20 protein-coding genes and 4 pseudogenes are annotated in these 20,317 nt (G+C 38.8%); 15 read left to right on the plus strand and 9 right to left on the minus strand.

The window, feature by feature from the left end; genetic code table 11:
* Positions 1–7: 7 nt before the first annotated feature.
* Positions 8–709: an IS1 family transposase gene (locus tag P253_RS14280; protein ID WP_004282341.1), complete on the plus strand. Its 702-nt coding sequence runs from the start codon at positions 8–10 to the stop codon at positions 707–709.
* A 410-nt stretch (positions 710–1,119) separates the two neighbouring features.
* On the plus strand, positions 1,120–2,283 hold the full coding sequence (locus P253_RS14285) for a zinc-dependent alcohol dehydrogenase (RefSeq protein ID WP_004897278.1): 1,164 nt from the start codon (positions 1,120–1,122) through the stop codon (positions 2,281–2,283).
* Between the two features lie 133 nt (positions 2,284–2,416).
* Here the strand turns inward: P253_RS14285 and P253_RS14290 are convergent, their stop codons facing one another.
* From P253_RS14290 to P253_RS14310, 4 genes and pseudogenes are all read right to left on the minus strand, one after another.
* Positions 2,417–3,349 (minus strand): IS5 family transposase, encoded by a 933-nt coding sequence (locus P253_RS14290; protein ID WP_079284451.1) that lies wholly within the window; start codon positions 3,347–3,349, stop codon positions 2,417–2,419.
* A 167-nt stretch (positions 3,350–3,516) separates the two neighbouring features.
* Complete coding sequence (locus P253_RS14295) at positions 3,517–6,183, minus strand: excinuclease ABC subunit UvrA (protein ID WP_004979617.1); 2,667 nt, start codon at positions 6,181–6,183, stop codon at positions 3,517–3,519.
* 42 nt (positions 6,184–6,225) lie between these two features.
* Positions 6,226–7,448, minus strand: a pseudogene (locus P253_RS14300) (IS256 family transposase).
* 93 nt (positions 7,449–7,541) lie between these two features.
* Positions 7,542–8,024: pseudogene (locus P253_RS14310) on the minus strand (zinc-binding dehydrogenase); the annotation flags it as partial.
* A 62-nt stretch (positions 8,025–8,086) separates the two neighbouring features.
* On the opposite strand from P253_RS14310, the gene P253_RS14315 reads away from it, so the two are divergent.
* The 5 genes from P253_RS14315 (at position 8,087) to P253_RS14335 (ending at position 12,474) form a co-directional block, all read left to right on the plus strand.
* Positions 8,087–8,791 carry an IS6-like element IS1008 family transposase gene (locus tag P253_RS14315; protein ID WP_001067783.1) on the plus strand — a complete coding sequence of 235 codons (705 nt, stop codon included), beginning with the start codon at positions 8,087–8,089 and terminating at the stop codon, positions 8,789–8,791.
* A 578-nt stretch (positions 8,792–9,369) separates the two neighbouring features.
* Entirely contained in the window at positions 9,370–9,645 is a 276-nt protein-coding gene (locus P253_RS14320) for a metal/formaldehyde-sensitive transcriptional repressor (protein ID WP_001133624.1), read from the plus strand.
* A gap of 21 nt (positions 9,646–9,666) precedes the next feature.
* Positions 9,667–10,779, plus strand: coding sequence for an S-(hydroxymethyl)glutathione dehydrogenase/class III alcohol dehydrogenase (locus P253_RS14325; RefSeq protein ID WP_004897268.1), 1,113 nt, complete (start codon positions 9,667–9,669; stop codon positions 10,777–10,779).
* Between the two features lie 228 nt (positions 10,780–11,007).
* Positions 11,008–11,838: an S-formylglutathione hydrolase gene (gene fghA, locus P253_RS14330; protein WP_004897267.1), complete on the plus strand. Its 831-nt coding sequence runs from the start codon at positions 11,008–11,010 to the stop codon at positions 11,836–11,838.
* A 333-nt stretch (positions 11,839–12,171) separates the two neighbouring features.
* Positions 12,172–12,474 (plus strand): putative quinol monooxygenase, encoded by a 303-nt coding sequence (locus P253_RS14335; protein ID WP_004897265.1) that lies wholly within the window; start codon positions 12,172–12,174, stop codon positions 12,472–12,474.
* Between the two features lie 90 nt (positions 12,475–12,564).
* Here P253_RS14335 and P253_RS14340 read toward each other — a convergent pair whose 3' ends face one another.
* Positions 12,565–13,269, minus strand: a complete 705-nt coding sequence (locus P253_RS14340; protein WP_001067783.1) for an IS6-like element IS1008 family transposase — start codon at positions 13,267–13,269, stop codon at positions 12,565–12,567.
* 68 nt (positions 13,270–13,337) lie between these two features.
* On the opposite strand from P253_RS14340, the gene P253_RS14345 reads away from it, so the two are divergent.
* From P253_RS14345 to P253_RS14360, 4 genes are all read left to right on the plus strand, one after another.
* Positions 13,338–13,904, plus strand: coding sequence for a recombinase family protein (locus tag P253_RS14345; RefSeq protein ID WP_035363657.1), 567 nt, complete (start codon positions 13,338–13,340; stop codon positions 13,902–13,904).
* Between the two features lie 219 nt (positions 13,905–14,123).
* Positions 14,124–14,459, plus strand: a complete 336-nt coding sequence (locus tag P253_RS14350) for a hypothetical protein (protein WP_035363642.1) — start codon at positions 14,124–14,126, stop codon at positions 14,457–14,459.
* 49 nt (positions 14,460–14,508) lie between these two features.
* Complete coding sequence (locus P253_RS14355) at positions 14,509–14,688, plus strand: hypothetical protein (RefSeq protein WP_016658770.1); 180 nt, start codon at positions 14,509–14,511, stop codon at positions 14,686–14,688.
* Complete coding sequence (locus P253_RS14360; RefSeq protein ID WP_004769969.1) at positions 14,685–15,071, plus strand: type II toxin-antitoxin system death-on-curing family toxin; 387 nt, start codon at positions 14,685–14,687, stop codon at positions 15,069–15,071. The genes P253_RS14355 and P253_RS14360 overlap by 4 nt, the downstream gene beginning before the upstream one ends.
* Before the next feature lies 1 nt (position 15,072).
* On the opposite strand, the gene P253_RS14365 is transcribed toward P253_RS14360, so the two are convergent.
* Positions 15,073–15,624, minus strand: a complete 552-nt coding sequence (locus P253_RS14365; protein ID WP_016658769.1) for a macro domain-containing protein — start codon at positions 15,622–15,624, stop codon at positions 15,073–15,075.
* 5 nt (positions 15,625–15,629) lie between these two features.
* Positions 15,630–16,313, minus strand: a complete 684-nt coding sequence (locus P253_RS14370; RefSeq protein ID WP_016658768.1) for a hypothetical protein — start codon at positions 16,311–16,313, stop codon at positions 15,630–15,632.
* 681 nt (positions 16,314–16,994) lie between these two features.
* On the opposite strand from P253_RS14370, the pseudogene P253_RS14375 reads away from it, so the two are divergent.
* Positions 16,995–17,351: pseudogene (locus P253_RS14375) on the plus strand (type II toxin-antitoxin system RelE/ParE family toxin).
* Positions 17,344–17,646, plus strand: coding sequence for a helix-turn-helix domain-containing protein (locus tag P253_RS14380; RefSeq protein ID WP_001140620.1), 303 nt, complete (start codon positions 17,344–17,346; stop codon positions 17,644–17,646). The pseudogene P253_RS14375 and the gene P253_RS14380 overlap by 8 nt, the downstream one beginning before the upstream one ends.
* Before the next feature lie 26 nt (positions 17,647–17,672).
* Here P253_RS14380 and P253_RS14385 read toward each other — a convergent pair.
* Both P253_RS14385 and cadR read right to left on the minus strand, forming a co-directional pair.
* Positions 17,673–17,846, minus strand: a pseudogene (locus P253_RS14385) (IS6 family transposase); the annotation flags it as partial.
* A 64-nt stretch (positions 17,847–17,910) separates the two neighbouring features.
* Entirely contained in the window at positions 17,911–18,303 is a 393-nt protein-coding gene (gene cadR, locus P253_RS14390; protein WP_000550240.1) for a Cd(II)/Pb(II)-responsive transcriptional regulator, read from the minus strand.
* Positions 18,304–18,392: 89 nt separating this feature from the next.
* On the opposite strand from cadR, the gene P253_RS14395 reads away from it, so the two are divergent.
* Together P253_RS14395 and P253_RS14400 are read left to right on the plus strand one after the other, a co-directional pair.
* On the plus strand, positions 18,393–19,673 hold the full coding sequence (locus P253_RS14395; protein WP_023274436.1) for a cation efflux transmembrane domain-containing protein: 1,281 nt from the start codon (positions 18,393–18,395) through the stop codon (positions 19,671–19,673).
* Between the two features lie 63 nt (positions 19,674–19,736).
* Positions 19,737–20,317: IS6-like element IS1006 family transposase (locus P253_RS14400; RefSeq protein WP_005100622.1), on the plus strand; the 581-nt coding region annotated here is incomplete at its 3' end.

Here is a 20,317-nt window from a genome sequence, read left to right on the forward strand (position 1 = left end):
TAGAGAAATGCGAATAACTCTAGAAATCAAGTGTCCAGCCTGCCTAAGTGACAGTATAAAGAAAAATGGCACAAAAGTAGATGGTAAGCAAAATTACCAATGTAAAATATGCAGACGTCAATTTATTGGTGATCATGCTCTCAGTTATCAAGGCTGTCACTCAGGTATCAAAACCAAAATATTACACCTCATGGTGCGAGGCAGTGGTGTCAGGGATATAGCAGAAATTGAAAGAGTAAGTATCGGTAAAGTTCTACGGACACTTAGCCAATCAAAATATCAACTTCGAGCACAGCAAAGTCATTATGAAACCCTTGAAGTAGATGAGTTTTGGACTTTTGTTGGTCATAAGCAAAATAAACAATGGCTAATTTATGCCTATCATCGAGAAACAGGTGAAATTGTTGCTTATGTATGGGGTAACCGAGATTTAGCCACTGCAAAACGACTTAAATTAAAATTGAAGCAGTTAGGTGTAAGCTATACATGTATATCAAGTGACCATTGGGATAGCTTTGTTACGACCTTTAAAGAATGCAAACAGTTGATTGGTAAATTTTTCACTGTGGGTATAGAAGGCAATAATTGTCGATTACGGCATCGAATCAGGCGAGGCTTTAGGAGAAGCTGCAACTTCTCCAAAAAGCTTGAAAATCATTTCAAAGCCTTTGATTTAGTGTTCTTTTATATCAATAATGGATTCGTTTAATGCCAGCATACTTTTTGAAACACTACCCATTTTTCACCTATTAACCAATTAGAATTAAGTTTTAAGCAGCTAAGTAATTTTACAAATACTATATCCTCATTCTTTAAAGATCAAAAAAATTGCTTTTTTATCTAACTAAAAGGTGTCTACAAAATTGGTGGCTATTCACTATAAGTTATAGAAATTACTAGATGTTTCTTTAATTCTGTTCTTTTCTATTCATTCGACACATAAGCTCACGAATTACGTAAACCCTATATAAGTTTATTTTTTAAACACTCGGATGTCTTATTTCATACATTAATTTACAGCGATTTCTTGGCGCATAAGGCTCTAATAAAAGTGTTTTTTAATTCTTGGCAGCCTTGCTACGAGTCTGTTTAATGTTGAACTAGAAAGAGGAAATCCGCATGCGTGCTCTTACCTATCATGGTGCTCGGGATGTACGAGTTGAATCTGTTCCAGATCCAGTGATTCAGGAACCAGATGACGTTATTTTAAGGGTGACAGCCACCGCCATCTGTGGCTCAGATCTGCATTTATACCGGGGAAAAATCCCGGCCACTGAAGACGGTGATATTTTCGGCCATGAATTTATGGGAATTGTAGAAGAAGTCGGCCCACAAGTAACCGAAGTCAAAAAAGGTGATCGGGTAATTATTCCCTTTGTGATTGCATGCGGTCACTGTTTTTTCTGTGAACATGAACTAATGGCTGCCTGTGAAAATACCAATACCGGCCGTGGTGCAATTCTCAATAAAAAACAGATTCCACCAGGGGCAGCTTTATTTGGCTTTAGCCATCTGTATGGTGGTATACCGGGTGGTCAAGCTGAATATGTGCGGATCCCCAAGGGCAATGTCGGACCATTTAAAGTGCCAGGCTCCCTGCCTGATGAAAAAGTATTATTCCTGACCGATATTCTACCAACCGCCTGGCAAGCAGTGAACAATGCCCAAGTTGGTCGAGGTTCCAGTGTGGCGATTTATGGTGCTGGCCCAGTCGGTCTGCTGGCTGCTGCCTGTGCGCGGATGCTCGGTGCCGAGCAGATTTTTATGGTCGATCACCATCCTTATCGTCTGCGTTTCGCACATCAAACCTATGGAGTGATTCCGGTCAATTTTGATGAAGTCGATGCCGCTGAATTTATCATTCAAAATACCACGGGTTATCGTGGAGTCGATGCCGTCATTGATGCGGTCGGTTTTGAAGCTAAAGGCAGCATGCTGGAAACCGTAATGACCAACCTGAAATTAGAAGGTTCGAGTGGTTCAGCGTTAAGACAATGTATTGCAGCGGTCCGCCGCGGCGGTGTGGTGAGTGTACCTGGAGTTTATGCCGGTCCAATTCATGGCTTCCTGTTTGGTGATGCCTTTGACAAAGGTTTAACCTTTAAAATGGGACAAACCCATGTGCATAACTACTTGCCGCAGTTGCTAGAACATATTGAAAATGGAGATCTGTCTCCAGATCTGATTATTACCCATCGCATGAAACTGGAAGATGCTGCGGAAGGTTACCGTATTTTTGATAAAAAAGAAGAAGACTGTCGTAAAGTGATTCTGACGCCATAAATATGATTAAAGGAAAGCGCCATCAGGCGCTTTTTTATTTTTTATCATCATTTTATCAATCCTCTTTTTCTTGTTTTTAAGGGCTTTGTTGCACAAAGATTTGAAATGCAAAGCGCCCCTAATTGAGCCAAATTTAAGGCGTAACTTGGGTAAGTGGTCGACCTAATTCCGTAAATCTGTTAAGCACTGCTACACGTGCATGGATCTCATTCACTTGGCTATCAAAACTCCTTGCACTGAGTTTATCTCCTAATAATTTAATGCAGTGCATCTTAGTTTCAACCAAACTTCGCCGATGATAGCCTGACCATTTTTTCCATAGTGTCCTGCCTAAACGTTTAACTGTTCGAAGTAATTCATTTCGCTCTAGCGAGCTACTCTTTGTATCTTTCCATGGTTTCGCATTTTTTCTAGGTGGAATCACCGTATGCGCTTGCCGATCTGCAATGACCTGACGGCATTGCTTGGTGTCATAAGCTCCATCGGTATAAACAGAGTCAATCTGCTCATCTTGTGGAATCTGATCAAGTAAATCACCAAGCACCTGTGAATCACTGACATTATTGGTTGTAAGCTGAACTGCTCGTATTTGCAGGGTTTTGGCATCTATACTAATATGAAATTTACGCCATTGGCGACGATATTCAGGTCCATGTTTCTTGCGTTTCCATTCGCCCTCACCTAGAAACTTCATGCCTGTAGAGTCTATGAGTAGATGCAGCCCATCGCTACTTTTTTGGTAGCTGATTGCAATATCAATATGCTTTTGTCTTCTACAAAGCGTACTGTAATCTGGTGCTGTCCAATTTAATCCGCAAAGTTTAATCAGACTTTGCACAAAGCCAGTGACCATACGTAAAGACAGACGGAATAAGGATTTAATCATTAAGCAGCATTGGATGGCTGCGTCGGAGTAGGTTTGATTTCGCCCTTGTTTGCCTTTTGATGGAGCATACCATTGCGTAGCAGGATCAAACCAAATGGCAATATTTCCGCGACTCATGAGTGCTCGGTTATATGCGGGCCAATTGGTTGTGCGGTAGATTTTCTGTGTAGGCTTCTTCATTTGAAAATTATATCGCTGAAAAAGCCGTTACAGATAGGTTTGTGCAACAAAGCCCTTAGTTGAAAAAAACTTTTAGATTTCATGCTCACACACCACCTAAAACAAAAAAATATCTGATTGATTTTACAGGCTTTTAATTTAAGGTTTTATTCTACCCACTCGCAATATCAACGTTTAGTATCACGACTCACTAACTCATTAACTAAATATGGAGCAGTACGACTATCTTGATTTTCTGTTATTTGTTTTGGTGTTCCTGCCACAACAATATTCCCACCAGCATTTCCAGCACCTGGTCCCACATCAATCACCCAATCTGCTTGTGCAACGGCACGCATATCATGCTCAATCATAACCACGGTATTACCCGCATCGACTAATCGCTGCAATTGAACTAACAATCGATCTACATCTGATGGATGCAAACCTGTAGTTGGCTCATCAAGTATATACAGTGTATTTCCACGCTGATTGCGTTGCAGCTCGGTCGCCAATTTAATACGTTGCGCTTCTCCACCAGATAGTTCAGTCGCTGGTTGCCCTAAACGTAAATAACCAAGGCCAATTTCCTTTAATAATTGTAGTGAACGAGCAATCGAGACCTCTCCATCAAAAAAATCACGTGCTTCATTGACGGTCATTCCTAATACTTCAGCAATATTACGTCCATTCCAGCGAATTTTCAGAGTGTCATCATTATATCGAGCACCATGACATGTCGGACAAGGGGCATATACACTTGGCATAAACAATAATTCTACACTGACAAAGCCTTCACCTTCACAAGTTTCACATCGCCCTTTAGCCACATTAAACGAAAAACGTCCAGCATCATAATGAGCTTGGCGAGCTTCAGGAGTCCCAGCAAATAACTTTCTAACATGATCAAATAAACCCGTATAAGTTGCCAGATTAGAACGTGGAGTACGGCCAATTGGTTTTTGATCAACCTGTACCAGACGCTGTATAGCCTCCACATCACCAGCCAGAGAACCCTGTGTAACCTCGGTAACCAACATTCCTTCATTTAAAGGATTATTTTCATTATTGTTTTCAGTTTCAGATTCATTGCCTAAATATGAAAGTACTAACTCGGGTAAAGCTTGAGAAACGAGACTAGATTTACCTGAACCTGAAATACCTGTAACTGCTGTAAGTACACCAAGAGGTATACGAGCATCAATATTATGCAGGTTATGTCGGTAAATATTGTTAAGTTCAAGCCAACCAGAGGGTGTACGTCCATAACTTTGAGTAACTGGGATTTTATTAAATAAATAACTTGCAGTACGTGAAGCTGAAATCTCACTTAAACCCTGAGGTACTCCACTATATAAAATATTACCACCTTGCTCTCCTGCATCTGGTCCAACATCCACTAACCATTGAGCACGACGCATGAGCTCTAAATCATGCTCTACAACAAATACGGAGTTTCCAGCGTCTCTTAATTTATCGAGAGAATCATATAATGACTGACTATCTGAAGGATGTAATCCAGCAGACGGTTCATCCAGTACATAAACTACACCAAATAGCATAGAACTTAATTGTGTTGCTAAACGCAAACGTTGTAACTCTCCCGCTGAAAGAGTCGGTGTGGCTCTATCTAATGTTAGATAACCAAGACCTAACTGGCGTAATTGATTTAAACGCCCCACCACACCATTTGCTAAACGCTGCGCAGCAATTTTCTTTTCATCTGAAAGTGCTGACGTACGTCTTACATCTGGAGATACAGAATGCACTGCTCTACCTGTTGTTGCTCGTTCGGATCTATCAAGTTGGGTTACTTTATTATTAGTCTTTTCTCCAGCATCATGAGCGTCGAAATTGCCAAGAACAATGGGCTCAAGCAGGCAAGTTAACTTATCCAAAGAAAGTTGCATAAACTCACCAATATCTACTCCAGCAAAGGTAATAGATAAGGCTTCTGGTTTAAGGCGTTTACCATGACAGGAAGGGCATATTTTTCCTTCCATAAAACGTGAAACACGTTTTTTCATCAACGTACTTTGGGTATTAGCAAAAGTATGAAGGACATAGCGACGAGCACCAGTGAAAGTGCCCATATAGCTGGGTTCTAGTTTACGTTTAAGTGCAGATTGAGTCTCAGCGGGGCTTAAACCAGCATAGACAGGAACTGTTGGGGTTTCTTCAGTAAATAAAATCCAGTCTCTATCCGATTGCGGTAAATCTTTCCATGGTCGATCGACATCATACCCTAGGGTTACTAGGATATCGCGTAAGTTTTGCCCGTGCCAAGCAGGTGGCCATGATGCGATAGCTCTCTCACGAATACTGAGTGTTGGGTCAGGAACCATTGTCGATTCTGTAACTTCATAAATGTGACCTAAACCATGACAGGTAGGACAAGCACCTTGAGGAGTGTTCGGTGAAAAGTCCTCGGCATATAACATTGGCTGATCGGCAGGATATGCACCAGCACGCGAATAAATCATTCGCACGAGACTTGATAAAGTTGTTACACTTCCAACAGAAGAACGGGTATTACTTGCACCACGTTGTTGTTGCAATGCTACTGCTGGTGGTAGACCATCAATAGCATCAACATCTGGTACTCCGGCCTGATCTATTAAGCGTCTTGCATAAGGTGCAACAGATTCGAAATATCTTCTTTGTGCTTCAGCAAAAATAGTTCCAAAAGCAAGTGATGATTTTCCTGAACCCGATACACCTGAGAAAACAACAAGTGCATTTCTTGGGATAGAAACATCTACATCCTTAAGGTTATGCTCACGTGCACCTCGAACTTCAATACAATTATTAGATAAAGTAATGTTATTGTGTTCACCAAAAGAATGTATTTTCATGTTTCTACGAGCCTGTAAATTATTTTGTGTAAGTCTCATTTTTTATAAATGATCTTTTAATCGATCATCGAACTGAATCGTAAACCAATTCATTGCTAAACGCCAATTTTGAATTGGCATGGTCCATTTTTTAGCAGCATTTGAAGTTGCTAAATAAATGACCTTTTTCACTGAATCATCAGAAGAGAAGATCTTTCTCTTTTTAGTTGAATGGCGGATCACGCTATTCAATGATTCAATTGCATTTGTTGTATAAATCGCATGACGTATTTCAGCAGGATAGCTAAAGATCGTTCGGATATTTTCCCAATTTGCCCGCCAGGATTCTCCAATTTTTGAATACTGGTGATTCCATTGATCGCAGAAGATATCTAGGGGCTTTAAAGCATTTTCCTCTGTACTTGCCTGATAGATCGCCTTCAATCCTGCTGTTACAGCTTTGTAGTCCTTCCAGCTCACAAATCTCAGGCTATTGCGTACAACATGTACGATACACAGCTGGATATCAGTATGAGGGTAGACAGAGGCTATCGCATCAGGAAAGCCTTTTAGTCCTGAGAAGCGCTGCTTCGCAAGGCAGGCTACAAGAATATCTTGCACTCCTCGATTTTTAAGCTCTGTCATGACTGACAGCCAGAATTTGGAACCTTCTGTTTGAGCAAGCCACATGCCAAGAAGTTCTTTTTGGCCATCCAGGTTAATGCCTAATGCTAAATAAACTGATTTATTGATTACTGTTGAATGCTGACGAACCTTAACAACAATGCAATCTAAATAGACAACAGGATAAAGACTATCGAGTGTTCTATTTTGCCATTCTGTCACTTGTTCAATGACAGCATCCGTCACCTTACTAATAAGGGAGGCAGATACATCGGCATCGTACATTTCTTTAAAAAAGCAACAATTTCTCTATTTGTCATTCCTTTCGCATATAGCGAAAGAATTTGATCATCCATGCTAGTAATGCGTGTTTGATGCTTCTTAATAATCTGTGGTTCAAAAGAGCCATCACGATCACGAGGGATATCTAAAGCAAGCTGCCCATCTTGTGTTAGAACTGTTTTGGAGCTAAAACCATTACGTGCATTAGATCCTTTCTTAGGTTGATGCTTTTCATAGCCTAAATGTTCAGAAAGCTCAGTATTCAGAGCGGTTTCGATCATGAACTTTTTAAATATGGCTGTCATTTGGTTTAAATCTTCAGGAGTTTTTAAACCTTTAGCTAATTCAGCTGCCATACTTTTGATTGTAGCTTCATCCATGTGAAGTACCTCTTTTTATTATCCTCAGTAGGATAAATGAAAATTAAGTACTTACACAAAATTTAGAACAGTCCCACAACTCATTTTGTTGAACTATATCTGTACAACAACTCTACCTCGAATTTTTCCATCTAAAATTTCATTTGAAATATTTAAAGCATCTGTTAACTGAATTTCAGTCGTTACTGTTTCTAATTTTGTTTGATCTAATTCTGTAGCCAAACGTTCCCATGCTTCTTTTCTTAATTCGATTGGTGCCATCACGCTATCAATTCCATATAAGGTAATCCCTCTTAGAATAAATGGAGCAACTGTTGCTGGAAAATCCATTCCGCCTGCCAAACCACACGCAGCAACTGCACCACGATATTTTGTACTAGCACATGCATTGGCTAAAGTATGGCTTCCAACAGTATCAATTACGCCAGCCCAAACTTCTTTGTTTAATGGCTTTCCTGGGGAAGATAATTCAATACGATCAATAATTTCACTCGCCCCTAGATAGGTTAAATATTCTGACTCTTGAGGTCGACCAGTCGAAGCTGTAATCTCATAACCAAGATGATTCAAAATAAGGCACTGTTGCAAATAGGCTGACATGATAAGCTAAATATCTTATTTATTTCGAGATACAGCAGATGAATCCCTTCCACGGTCGGCACTTTCAAGGTGAAATCATTCTTTGGGCTGTTCGTTGGTATTGTAAATATGGCATCAGCTATCGTGAACTTCAAGAAATGCTCGCTGAACGAGGCATAAATGTGGATCACAGTACAATTTATCGTTGGGTTCAGCGTTATGCTCCAGAAATGGAAAAACGGTTACGCTGGTATTGGCGTAATCCTACAGATTTACATTCATGGCATATGGATGAGACTTATATCAAAGTGAAGGGGCGATGGACTTACCTGTATCGTGCAGTTGATCAACGGGGTCATACGATTGACTTTTACCTTTCCGCTAGACGGAACAGTAAATCAGCCTATAGTTTTCTAGGAAAGATCTTCAATACGGTGAAAAAATGGCAAATTCCACGGGTCATCAATACAGATAAAGCAGCGACCTATGGCCATGCTTTATCACGATTAAAGCGAGAAGGAAAATGTCCAGTAGATATTGAGCACAGGCAGATTAAGTATAAAAATAATGTCATTGAATGTGATCATGGTAAGTTAAAGCGAATCATCAGGGCCACATTAGGATTCAAATCTATGAAGACTGCTTATGCCACAATTAAAGGTATTGAAGTCATGCGTGCACTACGTAAAGGACAAGCATCGTCATTTTATTATGGTCAGCCTCAGGGTGAAGTGTGTCTAATCAACAGGGTTTTCGGTCTCTAAGCACTTTTTAAAGGGAACATCATCGACTCAAATCACTATTTGCAACAGTGCCGTTTAAATTCATGATCACCAAAATTTTCTAGGATAAGAGCATTCATCATCTTATTCATAGTTATTCCTTATTCTTAACTGGGGGATGATATGCACAGTACCAAAATAAATTAATCCAATAAATGATATTTATAGGATTTAATAATTCCTAAATAATGAATAATAAATATCATCCGCTCACTAAAAATATTCTAGTACAGTCTGTAAAGGCAGTTTAATCTAAACTGTCGGTAGTATTTTCAAGGCTTGAAACGTTCAAAATATCTACAAAGTGGCTAAAATTTGAAACATAATTCTAAAAGGTCACAGCATCACAAAGAACATGAGCCAAAATAAAAAAATGGGAGCTGAAAGTCCCATTCTTTGTGACTTTAGCATCAGCTCTACGATGTTAATTTAAAAAAAAACTAAAAACAGGGATAGAAAATTTTCGCTAAAGGTCTTTTTGATTTTCGATTTATAAAAAATATTGCTTTTTTTATACTATGGGGTACTATAGTATTAATGCTAGCAAGTAAGGAGGTCTGATGCCTAATCAGGTTGAAGACAAAAAAAAGATTCTTCTACGCGTCAGAAAGATCAAAGGTCAGACGCAAGCGATTGAAAAAGCGTTAGAAGACAATGTGGAATGTGGTGCAATTCTGCAACAAATATGCTCTGTGCGTGGTGCTATTAATGGTTTAATGAATGAAATGTTGGAGGTTCATTTAAAGGACACTTTAGTATCAGGTGAAACTACAGAACAACAACGAAAAGAAGAATTGGCTGAAATCGCCAAGATTCTAAAATCATATTTAAAATAGATCTGTATAAGGAATTATTCCATGAAGTCACGTGCTGCTGTTGCGTTTGGTCCTGGTCAACCTCTTCAAATTGTTGAAGTTGATGTTGCACCACCGAAGAAAGGTGAAGTATTAATCAAGATCTCCCATACCGGTGTGTGTCATACAGACGCATTTACTTTATCTGGCGATGATCCTGAAGGTGTTTTTCCTGCTATTCTCGGGCATGAAGGTGCTGGTGTTGTAGTTGAGGTTGGTGAAGGCGTGACTAGCGTCAAACCAGGTGATCACGTAATTCCACTTTACACTGCTGAATGTGGCGAGTGCGTATTCTGTAAATCTGGAAAATCGAACTTGTGTATTTCCGTTCGCGAAACTCAAGGTAGAGGTGTAATGCCAGATGGTACCACTCGTTTTTCCTACAATGGTCAACCGATTTATCACTATATGGGCTGCTCAACGTTCAGTGAATACACTGTAGTGGCAGAAGTATCATTGGCTAAAATCAATCCTGAAGCCAATCACGAACATGTCTGCTTACTGGGTTGTGGTGTCACAACGGGTATCGGTGCAGTACACAACACGGCTAAAGTACAAGAAGGTGATAGTGTTGCGGTCTTTGGTTTAGGTGGTATTGGTCTGGCAGTCGTACAAGCCGCACGTCAAGCTAAAGCAGGGCGTATTATTGTAGTTGACATGAATCCAGATAAATTTGCGCTGGCAAAAGAGTTTGGTGCAACGGACTTCTTGAACCCTAAAGACTACGACAAACCAATCCAGCAAGTCATTGTCGAAATGACTGGCTGGGGTGTAGATCATTCATTTGAATGTATTGGTAACGTGAATGTAATGCGTGCAGCCCTTGAAAGTGCACACCGTGGCTGGGGACAATCCGTAATTATTGGTGTAGCTGGCGCAGGTCAGGAAATCTCTACCCGTCCATTCCAGCTTGTTACTGGTCGTAAATGGCTAGGTTCTGCCTTTGGTGGCGTAAAAGGTCGTACGCAACTTCCAGGAATGGTTGAAGATGCCATGAACGGTAAAATTCAATTAGAACCATTTGTGACACATACGATGGGCTTGGATCAGATCAATGAAGCCTTTGATCTAATGCATGAAGGTAAGTCAATTCGTACTGTAATTCATTACGAATAATTCCGTCAGACCTTATACTTTTCCATGCATGTGCATCATGAATGACATGCATGGAATTCTCCAAAACGGCACATCATCTGTAAAACAGATCTATCTGTGTAGGCATCGTGTATAGGTTCAATCAACCTGCCTACATTTTAAATCTTTATCACTATTCTCTGTGGAGAATGTCGGACTCTTTGTTTACTCGATTTCTCATGAAGTCTTGCTCAACATAGGTAATTGATTATGGAAATAATTGAGAAACATGCTTCTTTTGGTGGATCGCAAGAAGTGTATCGCCATCAGTCAATAGCATTAAACTGTTCAATGAAATTCTCAATATATCTGCCACCTCATGACAAAGATGAGCGGTTGCCAGTTTTATATTGGTTATCAGGACTGACTTGCAACGAACAGAACTTTATTACTAAAGCCGGAGCACAAAAGTATGCGGCTGAACATAAAGTCATTATTGTTGCACCAGATACCAGCCCACGTGGAGAAGATGTACCAGATCATGCAGATTATGATTTAGGCCAAGGTGCAGGATTCTATGTGAATGCAACACAAGCACCTTGGTCACAGCATTTCAAAATGTATGATTATATTGTGGAAGAGCTCAGAAATCTGATTGACCTAAATTTTCCGACCAATCAAGTCCAAAGTATTATGGGTCATAGCATGGGTGGTCATGGTGCATTAGTAATTGGGTTAAAAAATCCTGAGCTGTATAAAAGTATTTCTGCTTTTGCACCGATTGTTGCACCTAGCCAAGTACCTTGGGGGAAAAAGGCTTTCACACATTACCTAGGTGAAACCGAAACTTTATGGAAAAGCTATGATGCGATTGAATTAATCAAAAACGCTGAAGTTCATATACCTATTTTAGTCGATCAGGGAACAGCTGATGATTTTCTTGAAGAACAGTTAAGGCCTAAGCTTCTTAGTGATATGTGTTTGGAACAAGAATATCCTCTTACACTTAACCTAAGAGAAGGGTATGACCATAGCTATTACTTCATTGCGAGCTTTATAGAGAAACATATAGAGTTTCACAGCAAACTCCTAGCTAAATAACTTTGATAGATATGAGGATGTACATGTTGTTCTTGAATGCTTCTTGAGCAATATAATTTTCAGATGAAGAGGTCAGCTTATAAATCTAAGGTAGAGTCAATTGATCCTTATATAACTAAGATTGAATTTAACCATCTCATATCTTAATTTTTTGATTCAAATGTTAATGATATTAACTTGAATAAATTCATAGCATTATGTCGGAATAAAAAAACAGATTTTGGCTCAGCTATGGGATTTTTTTTTAACTTTTATACAACAAAACTTTCTGACATGCATACATTAGCAATGTCAGAATCAGTTTTAATTCTAGTCAATTGTGGAGTTTTAGTCATGCTTAAAACAGCTTTATATGTCCGCCTTGAAGCTAAACCGGGTAAAGAAGACGAAGTGGAAGCTTTCCTTAAAGCCGGTTTACATATTGTAATGGAAGAACCTGCGACAGTTGCGTGGTTTGGCCTACGTCTTGGACCTACAACATTTGGTATATTTGATGCATTTCCTGATGAGGCGGGTCGCCAAGCACATCTATCTGGCAAGGTTGCAGCTGCTTTGATGGCTCAGGCCGATGAGCTATTTTCAGAGCCACCGTCTATTGAAAAAGTAGATGTTTTGGCGAGTAAACTACCAGCTTAAACCGACGCTTAAATGTATGAGTGTGCTGCCTGAAATTTGGCACTGTTGCAAATAGTGATTTGAGTCGATGATGTTCCCTTTAAAAAGTGCTTAGAGACCGAAAACCCTGTTGATTAGACACACTTCACCCTGAGGCTGACCATAATAAAATGACGATGCTTGTCCTTTACGTAGTGCACGCATGACTTCAATACCTTTAATTGTGGCATAAGCAGTCTTCATAGATTTGAATCCTAATGTGGCCCTGATGATTCGCTTTAACTTACCATGATCACATTCAATGACATTATTTTTATACTTAATCTGCCTGTGCTCAATATCTACTGGACATTTTCCTTCTCGCTTTAATCGTGATAAAGCATGGCCATAGGTCGCTGCTTTATCTGTATTGATGACCCGTGGAATTTGCCATTTTTTCACCGTATTGAAGATCTTTCCTAGAAAACTATAGGCTGATTTACTGTTCCGTCTAGCGGAAAGGTAAAAGTCAATCGTATGACCCCGTTGATCAACTGCACGATACAGGTAAGTCCATCGCCCCTTCACTTTGATATAAGTCTCATCCATATGCCATGAATGTAAATCTGTAGGATTACGCCAATACCAGCGTAACCGTTTTTCCATTTCTGGAGCATAACGCTGAACCCAACGATAAATTGTACTGTGATCCACATTTATGCCTCGTTCAGCGAGCATTTCTTGAAGTTCACGATAGCTGATGCCATATTTACAATACCAACGAACAGCCCAAAGAATGATTTCACCTTGAAAGTGCCGACCGTGGAAGGGATTCATCTGCTGTATCTCGAAATAAATAAGATATTTAGCTTATCATGTCAGCCTATTTGCAACAGTGCCAAAAAGTGAAAGGCCAAAAAGTAGGGTATGTCCGGGTAAGTTCTGTCGAGCAAAACACTGGACGTCAACTTGAAGGAATTGAGGTCGATCGGATTTTTGTTGACCGTGCTTCAGGTAAAAATACTGACCGACCTAAATTTCAGGAAATGTTGAACTATGTCCGGGAAGGGGACAGGGTGATTGTACATTCAATGGATCGTTTTGCGCGAAGCCTAAAAGATTTGGTCACTGAAGTAGATAAACTGGTCAAACGAGGGATCGCCATCCAGTTTGTAAAAGAAAATATTACTTTTACAGCCGAATCCACCCCGATGGATAATTTGATGCTTCAAATGATGGGTGCTTTTGCACAGTTCGAACGTGAGATCATTTTAGAGCGGCAAAAGGAAGGAATAAAACTCGCCTCTGCTCAGGGGAAGTACAAAGGTCGGGTGCATAAACTAAAGCCTGACCAAGCTGAAGCTTTACGACAAGCATGGAGGGAAGGGAAGTATCCATCAAAAATGGCATTAGGAAAAGCTTTTGGGATTAGTCGTCAGGCGGTATACCGATATTTACAAGTTAGTGAATAGCTTATTGGGATTGGCAACTAAATTTAGTTTAACTTATAAAAATTATGAAACATTATTCGAATTTTAAGCGTGGAACATAAATAATCAATAAAAAGCCGCTCTGGTACCCTATGCCCCACAACGGCTTGATCTAATATACTGAAATTTAAAGAGAAATATCAAGCATTACGTATAAGGTGTATTATGTTAATTTTAGGGAAATTAATCAGTTGATGAAAAATGAAAATAGGAATTTTTTGGTTTTTGCAAAAGCAAGTTATCGGCATAGCTCATCCATTCAATTTAAATGATGCAGATTCAATAGGCTTAATTGATAGTCCATATACACATGTCGATTATTGGAAAAATATGCAAAGTGTATACCCAGAACTACGTCATTATGAATATGAACAGATTCCAAGGGGTAGGGTAATTTTCGACGCAAATAAAGGAAAAGCAATCGTGTATATGGACAAAAAATTATTTAACACAGTAACAGCCACTAAAATTTATGATTTCTTTGATATAGATTCAGAAAATGCTATTCCAAGAAAAGATCCTCACTATCGTACTTAATTGTTTAATTTAGGCTAAAATGAAATTCTCTTTTAATAGGGGTATGAAGATGAGAAAGCGTTTAAAAGACTATAGCCTTGATCAAGTTTCAAATCGCCAAAAGGTTTCAGGTCAAGTATTACCAATTCAATTTAGCAATGATGAAGCAACAAAACGTGTTGTGATGCACAGTGCTAAACGAGTTATTAAGCAGCATAAAGCAGAACTTCAAGAGCTTGCTTATAAATGAGTTTGATTAGCTCAACATTCGTGATCGCTGTACATGATGAGATCCTATTACAAACTGGCGTGGGGCGAACAGGCTGTCATATTGAAAAGCTAGAAAGCGTATTAAGCCGTATAGATCAGCAGATGTATTACAGCAATGTAAGCGACATTTTTGAGATCGCAGCATGGTTTGGTATTGCTATCTCAAAAGGTCATGCTTTTGTTGATGGTAATAAAAGAACTGGTTTAGCTGTAATGCTGACTTATCTAGAAATTCAAGGTGTTACCATTCAGGAACAAACAGGTTTAGATGATTTGATGGTCGATATTGTTGAATCACAAGAAGAACATGAATTGTTAGCCAAAATTGTGGCTGAATTCTTATACGAGCTTTCGATAATTTAAACTAAGAAATCAGAATCTGAATATTTGGATCATCGATATTCGATAAAATATTCTTATAAATTAAATAATTTTCATCCTCTCGGCAGATAAAAAATACTTCTGCAACATGATCATATTGAGGCAACATAGAGAGTATGGTGCCAATCGCAATTTCAGCCGCCTTTTGAGGTGGAAAACCATAAACACCTGTACTAATACATGGAAAAGAAACAGTGAGTGCATGAATTTCATTAGCTTTGAATAGTGCATTACTATAAGCATCACAAAGCAATTGTGGCTCATTGTGTTCGCCATCTAACCATCGTGGTCCAACCGCATGAATAAGGTATTTAGCAGGCAGATTACCTGCTGTTGTTACTTCTGCTTGACCTGTAGGGCATCCACCTTTTTCTTGATTTAGACGAACACATTCTTCTTTCATCAATGGTCCAGCTTTTTTATGAATCACATAATCAAGTCCCCCACCACCAAGCAAAGATTTATTTGCTGAGTTAACGATGGCATGTACAGCAAAAGCTGTTATATCTGCTTGGATGAGATGGACTTTTTTCATAAATTTTATGCAATACCGCGATCTTTTTTAAATTGAGAAATAATAGGATTTAATTCAGATCCACAGAATTCAATATACTCATTTGTAATTCCACGACCACTAGAAGGATGTGGCAACCCAACTACAGTGCAGTTTTCAAATTTATTGATATAAGCCAATGAGCCATGATAATCAGGCATTCTTAATGTTTGCAATTTTTCAATTTCATTGCCCATAATTGGAGTGAATTTATCCCTTACTTTATAAAATTTTAGTACCTTAGTTAAAAGCTCACTTCCCATAAACAGAATTACTTTAGGTCTAAGTTCTTCTATATGTGCTATAAAATTATCAACATTTTCATCTTGTTTGTAGAAAGGAATTGCAGAACGAGATTTTTTTGATTCTACAGCCCAATTAGTTTGTACAATCATTTTGTCGAAAGCATCGCCTAAGCCTTCCTCATTTAGAGGATGCCCCCACATAGAAAACCAAGTTCTAATTCTTTTATCGTATTTAATCCATGTCTTAGCAACATCACCATATCGCAATGATTTATTAGAAAAGGTACATTCTTTAGTCATATCTATTATAACTTCTTGCCCCTTACTTTGTGATTCTTCACCCCATTCATAACCACAAATCATTAATCCGTTTTTATCATTAAAGCCTGCGAAAATTGAATTTGCTAAATTTAGACTTTTTCCCATTTTATCTTCTCTGATAGTTTTAAGATTCAAATTATCACATATATTTCATATAAATCATTTATATGGAAAGTTTTTTATAGATATAAAAATACACTTAACATAAAATCTCTTATTCGCAATTTTAAAAACTTGAATTTTCCACCAATTCACCAGCCATTTAACATAATGGGGGTTATACACAATACACTTGTATATTAATTTAAATATCAATGATTTAAAAACTTTACATTGATCACAAAAACCACAAAAAGCCGACTTTGAAACAAATCGGCTTTTTTATGAGCAGTTTTGGAATGTTTTGCCAACACTTTCGCTCAAAAAACGCTCAAAACCAAGAATCACATACACTCTATAAGGCTTTCAGCCTAAAAACAATCCCCAATTGCTGTGGATAAAATTTAGGCTATTTTGTACGCTCTGGCGTACATAAATCTCGGCCCTTTGCTGCTATGCGGCATACTGGAATTTTCCTATGATGACCTCATCGGGAACAGGAAGTTTCATAACATAAAACAATAATTATAAGTTATTCGATAGGGATCCGAGGATATTGAAAGCACATGAGAAAACATGAAAAACCCCGGCAGGATGCCGGGGTTTTTTATTACCTATCATTTCTCATTTGCAAAACAAGCATAATGCCTCTAAAATATAGACTATAATCTATATTTTGGTTGTGGTATGTGGACAGTCATTACGACAGATCTATTTAATCAGTGGCTTGAACAGCAAGATGAATCTACTCAAGAGAAGGTCCTAGCTGCCCTGGTTGTTCTACAGCAGTAGGGGCCGAGTTTAGGCCGCCCTTTAGTAGATACTGTGTATGAGTCTAAATTTACCAATATGAAAGAACTGCGTGTTCAACATCGCGGTAGACCCTTAAGAGCTTTCTTCGCATTTGATCCCTTACGACAGGCTATTGTTCTATGTATTGCTGATAAAGGCGGTAAAAAGCGTTTTTATAAAGACATGCTGGATATTGCAGATGAACAATACCAACTTCATCTCACTACCCTAGGAGATAAATCTAATGGCTAAGACTCTGCAAGAATTGTTAGCTAGCCGCTCTCCAGAGAGCCAAGCCCGTATTCAAAAAATGGCTGATGAATTACTGCTAGAAAATCAGCTTCATCTTATTCGTGAAGAACTCGAAATTTCTCAAAAAGAGCTTGCTGAAACTTTGGGAATAAAACAGCCATCGCTTTCAGCAATAGAAAATCGTGGCAATGATCTTAAGATTTCAACCATGAAAAAGTATGTTGAGGCAATGGGTGGGAAGCTCCGTATTGATGTAGAGCTTCCAACAGGAAAACATATAGGATTCAACGTTTAACAATAAAAATGGGAGCTATAGGCTCCCATTTTTATTGTTAAACGTTGAACCCAACGGTAAATAGTCGTGTGATCAACATTCACACCCCGTTCGGCCAGCATTTCCTGCAGTTCACGATAGCTAATGCCATATTTACAATACCAGCGCACAGCCCAAAGAATGATTTCGCCCTGAAAATGCCGACCATGGAAAGGATTCATATGCTGCACCTTTAGCTAAAACAGTCTTCAGCTTACCATTCGTGGTTATTTGCAACAGTGCCAATCAAGCTAGATTTTTTAAAACTCCACATTGGTCAATTGTACATAAACCATCACAAGTACCTCTTAAATCAGATAGTTGTTCAATAAGCTTTTGTTGCTTGATTATATTTTCTCTGATAGCACTGACATGTAAGTCAATTAATTCATTCACATCTGAACAATTTTTCTCAGGTTTGTCTTTATAGGTAAGTAATTGACGAATTTCATTCAAACTCATATTTAAAGTTCGGCAATTCAAAATAAATTTAATTCGCTCAACATAGCCTACATCGTAAAGGCGGTAATTTCCTTCCGTTCTTTCCGGTTCCGGAATTAAACCTTCCTTTTCATAAAACCTAATTGTTAATACTGAACATGAGGTTTTTTTAGAGAGTTCACCAATTTTTAAATGCATTGAGTTAGTATTTCCAAAGATTCTTGACTCTATAGTAACTATAGGGATTCTAATATTCAAAGTTTATAATTTTTTTAATGGGTATAATTATGAGTGGTTGTGGATGTAGTAAAGAAACACCATGCGAAGATAAGAAATCTCAACAAGAAAATCATCCATCAATTGCAGAAGCAAACAATTCAAAGAATTGTGATAATACGCTTAGCTGTTGTGGTGAAGAGGAAGAAAAAAAATCTTCATCTCCTTGCTGTAACACTTCAAACAGTTGTGAAGATACCGCTCAATCCTGTTGTGGTTCTGATCCCAAAGAAAATTTAAGCACTGAAGACGTTTTAAAAGATTCGCACTACATGAGTGAATACTTAGTTCCCAAAATGGATTGTTCTGCGGAAGAACATATGGTTCGTATGGCGCTATCTTCAATTGATGGTGTTCAAAAACTCATCTTTGATTTACCTAACCGTTCTTTAAAGGTTCTACATAATCAAAAAGATGAAAATATAACCACCAAACTTGAAGCTTTGGGTTTTGGTGCAAAGCTTGTGAAGACTGAAACTTATATAAGCAATCAACAGGCTAAGCAAACAAGTACCTACACCATTCCTAAAATGGATTGCTCTGCTGAAGAGCAAATGGTCCGTATGGCTCTTGCAGATATTGAAGCAGTTAAAGGTCTTACTTTTGATCTTCCCAATCGAAAACTGAAAGTCTTCCATAATGAAGGGATTCAGCAAATTACGGCTAAACTCGAAGGACTGGGTTTTGGGGCGAAACTTGATGAAACACAGCTTTCTTCAGGCGATATACCTAATGAACCTGATCCTGTGAGACAAGCTAAAGTACTTAAACTGTTATTAGGTATTAATGCTCTACTTTTCTTTATAGAATTCATCAGCGGTATTATTGCTGCGTCTACAGGATTGATTGCTGATTCTCTAGATATGTTTGCCGATGCAGCCGTTTATGGTATTGCGCTATATGCCGTCGGAAAAGCTGCGAAATATCAAATAAAAGCAGCCCATTTCGCAGGTTGGATTCAGTTATTACTTGCTGTTATCGTGATTGTTGATGTCATTAGACGATTCATGTTTGGAAGCGAGCCAGAATCAACGCTCATGATTGTTATTGGCCTGCTCGCACTTATAGCTAACGTGACATGCTTATATCTTATTTCTGGTCATCGAGAAGATGGCGCACATATGAAAGCCAGTTGGATTTTCTCGGCGAATGACGTTGTCGTAAATATGGGCGTTATATTTGCGGGTGTACTCGTGGCGTGGACGGGATCAGCTTATCCAGACTTAATCATTGGCATACTGGTTTCTTTATTCGTACTTAATGGTGCCCGAAAAATTTTGGCTTTGAAGTAAGGGCACTGTTGCAAATAACCACGAATGGTAAGCTGAAGACTGTTTTAGCTAAAGGTGCAGCATATGAATCCTTTCCATGGTCGGCATTTTCAGGGCGAAATCATTCTTTGGGCTGTGCGCTGGTATTGTAAATATGGCATTAGCTATCGTGAACTGCAGGAAATGCTGGCCGAACGGGGTGTGAATGTTGATCACACGACTATTTACCGTTGGGTTCAACGTTATGCTCCTGAAATAGAAAAACGTTTACGCTGGTATTGGCGTAATCCTACAGATCTGAGCTCGTGGCATATTGATGAAACCTATGTAAAAGTGAATGGACGATGGTCTTATCTGTATCGTGCAGTCGATCAACGTGGCGATACCATTGATTTTTATCTTTCTTCTAGACGTAATACCAAATCAGCATATTGTTTTCTTGGAAAAATTTTAAATAATGTGAAGAAGTGGCAAATTCCACAAGTGATCAACACGGATAAAGCACCCACATATGGACGTGCTTTATCACGGTTAAAACGGGAAGGTAAATGTCCACCAGACCTTGAGCACAGGCAGATTAAGTATAAAAATAACGTGATTGAATGTGATCATGGCAAGCTAAAGCGGATCATCAGGGCCACATTAGGATTCAAATCTATGAAGAC

It is taken from the genome of Acinetobacter indicus CIP 110367, assembly GCF_000488255.1.
Classification (GTDB): Bacteria; Pseudomonadota; Gammaproteobacteria; order Pseudomonadales; family Moraxellaceae; genus Acinetobacter; species Acinetobacter indicus.